General features: G+C 53.2%; 3 protein-coding genes. All 3 read left to right on the forward strand.

The genetic code is table 11. From position 1 onward, the window contains the following. Positions 1-30: 30 nt before the first annotated feature. The 3 genes from IV04_RS24060 to IV04_RS24070 are packed head-to-tail and all read left to right on the forward strand — an operon-like array spanning position 31 to position 2,470. Complete coding sequence (locus IV04_RS24060; protein ID WP_037441724.1) at positions 31-606, forward strand: phage tail protein I; 576 nt, start codon at positions 31-33, stop codon at positions 604-606. Positions 607-608: 2 nt separating this feature from the next. Continuing rightward, positions 609-1,847 carry a phage tail protein gene (locus IV04_RS25910; protein ID WP_231566346.1) on the forward strand — a complete coding sequence of 413 codons (1,239 nt, stop codon included), beginning with the start codon at positions 609-611 and terminating at the stop codon, positions 1,845-1,847. Continuing rightward, positions 1,847-2,470: a tail fiber assembly protein gene (locus IV04_RS24070; RefSeq protein ID WP_037404704.1), complete on the forward strand. Its 624-nt coding sequence runs from the start codon at positions 1,847-1,849 to the stop codon at positions 2,468-2,470. Before IV04_RS25910 ends, IV04_RS24070 begins: the two co-directional genes overlap by 1 nt. Positions 2,471-2,549 lie beyond the last annotated feature (79 nt).

The raw sequence follows: 2,549 nt of genomic DNA on the forward strand, positions 1-2,549 counted from the left end.
GCATCACGATCACCCTCAAAGGCAGTGCGCATGGCTGAGTTAATCCCGGTACCTCCGATTGACATTGGTATCAGCCTGAAGGCGCTGGCCGGACTCGCCCAGCGCTTATCGGACATCAACCTGACCCCCTTGCTGGTGTATCTGGTTGACCTGGTCCACAGCAGCACCTTGCCCTGGCTGGCAGAGCAGTTTTCACTGGTGGGGGATGGTTGGGAACTGGCGGAGTCCGACGAGGTGCGGCGGACTATGATTAAAGGGGCCATTGAGTTACATCGTTATAAAGGTACGCCCTGGTCTATACGGGAGATCGTGCGCCGTATGGGGTTCGGCGAAGTAGAACTGGTCGAGGGTATTGGTGCCATCCGCTATGACGGTAAGACCACCCATAACGGCATTTACTTGCATGGCCACGAAGACGCCTGGGCTGTTTACAAGGTGATATTGCAGCACCCTATCACCAACGACCAGGCGGCAATGTTGCGTAAAACGCTGGATGTGTTCGCCCCTGCACGTTGCGAACTGGCCAGTCTGGAATATCAATCCGTCCCTATTCGCTATAACAACGCGGCGAAGTATGACGGTAACTACAACTATGGGAGCGGTTAAACATGGCAAAACTACCTGAAACACCCCAATGGGAGGAGGAGGTCTATCAGATTGAGACCTCAGACCCCGTGCTCGGTGGGCCGAATGGCATCTCAAACCGCCAGGCGAAACAACTGGCCAATCGTACCACCTGGCTGAAGCAGCAGCAGGAGAGTATCAGCAAGGATTTGGGCAACTATCTCAGCAAAACGGTGACGGCAGATCAGACTGTTGCCAGTACCGTGATTTTTAAGTCCAACGTGTACTCTTATGGCGAAGTCATGATCCAGGCCGCTACCGGTAAGCCGAATGCGTTGTTTCGATTCAGAGACGAAACTGGAGCCGATAAGGGCGCTATTTATGCGCAGACGGACATCGGACAATTAAATTTTCGCTGGAATGGCAGTGCGTACACCGCGCAATTTAAATCTGACGGTAGCGTCGTATTTCCAGCAGCAGTTTTTTCTGGTTCTGTAGCACTGCTGAAAACTGGTGACTATGGTATTGGTCAGGTCGGTATGAGCCTTACCTCCAAAACAACAGGCTTCATTGCCCAAGCTGCGCAGTCGGGATTAGCTCCGGGCAACGGTGCCGGTTTTCAATCGGCCTACGCCTCTAATCGTCGTGCTCAGCTGTACATCTCTACGGATGGGACGGTAACCAGCCGTTTTACACTTGCAGACACACCGGATACCGATACAACACCCTGGAATAAGCATTATACGACGGCGAATGCTGTTGCAGACGCTAACGGATTCTTGAAGTCAGCTTCTGCCCCTACCGACGCGGCGCTCATCAGGTCTGACTTTCCAGTGGGTATTCCGCAACCTTGGCCGACCAATACCGCCCCGGCGGGCTGGTTGAAATGCAATGGGGCTGCTTTTGATAAAGCCAAATATCCCCTGTTGGCGGTAGCGTATCCTTCTGGTGTGCTCCCAGACCTGCGCGGCGAATTTATTCGCGGAGCCGACGATGGTCGGGGTGTAGACAGTGGCCGAACCCTCTTGTCCGCCCAGATGGATGCTGTACAGAAATTTACCGGTAAGACAAATGGCCTTCAGCACTTTATTCCTGGCCTTACCCCGCAAGGGATTATCTCTCAGGGTGAAACCGTCGCCACCACTACCGGCCTGACAGAAACCACCGGCGGTACGGGTAACGGTGTCTTCCGTGTCAATATCGACGCTTCGTTACAAATTCGTACCGCGACCGAAACTCGTCCACGCAACATTGCCTTTAACTACATTGTGAGAGCCGCATAATGAGCCAATACAGCACAACATTACCCACTGCCACCCTGAATGATGAAGGTCTTGCCACGATCGCCGGGTGGTTGACGGTCTATAGCATTGACCCCATCCAGCGGGAATATCAGCAGGCATCTTTAGAGTATATTCAGGAGGGGGTTGGGTTACCTGCTTTTTGCTACGCCGATAAACCTACGCTGCCCAAAGCGGGGCTGGCGCTGGTGCGTAGCGTGGATGGTCTTAAATGGGAAACACGGCCTGACTATCGTGGTCAGACAGTATATCGCATTGATACTGGCCAATCGGAGGTTGTCACCTTGCTCGGTGAGTTGTCGCCAGAGTTAACGCTACTGGCACCGCAAACGCCACATGACAAATGGGACGGGAAAAAGTGGGTAACTGACCTTGTGGCGCAACGCGAAGCAGAACTGACATTGGCGCGTAATGAACTCACTTACAGGCAGCGAGTTGCAGCAGAGAAAATCATCCCATTGGATGACGCGGTGAGCCTCGGGATGGCAACGGAAGAGGAAACGGAAGCATTGCAGGCGTGGAAGGCATATCGAGTACAACTCAACCGCGTCGACCTAGAAAGCGCACCTAATATTGAATGGCCACGCTCACCAGACGAACTGTAATTCTTTTTCATTAGATGAAACGGATTACACCTTTCATTTATCGCACGGATGCGTCGCATTTATCGCGCGGCGCATCAAC

This window comes from Serratia sp. Ag1, from assembly GCF_000743355.1.
In the GTDB taxonomy this organism is placed as follows: Bacteria; Pseudomonadota; Gammaproteobacteria; order Enterobacterales; family Enterobacteriaceae; genus Chania.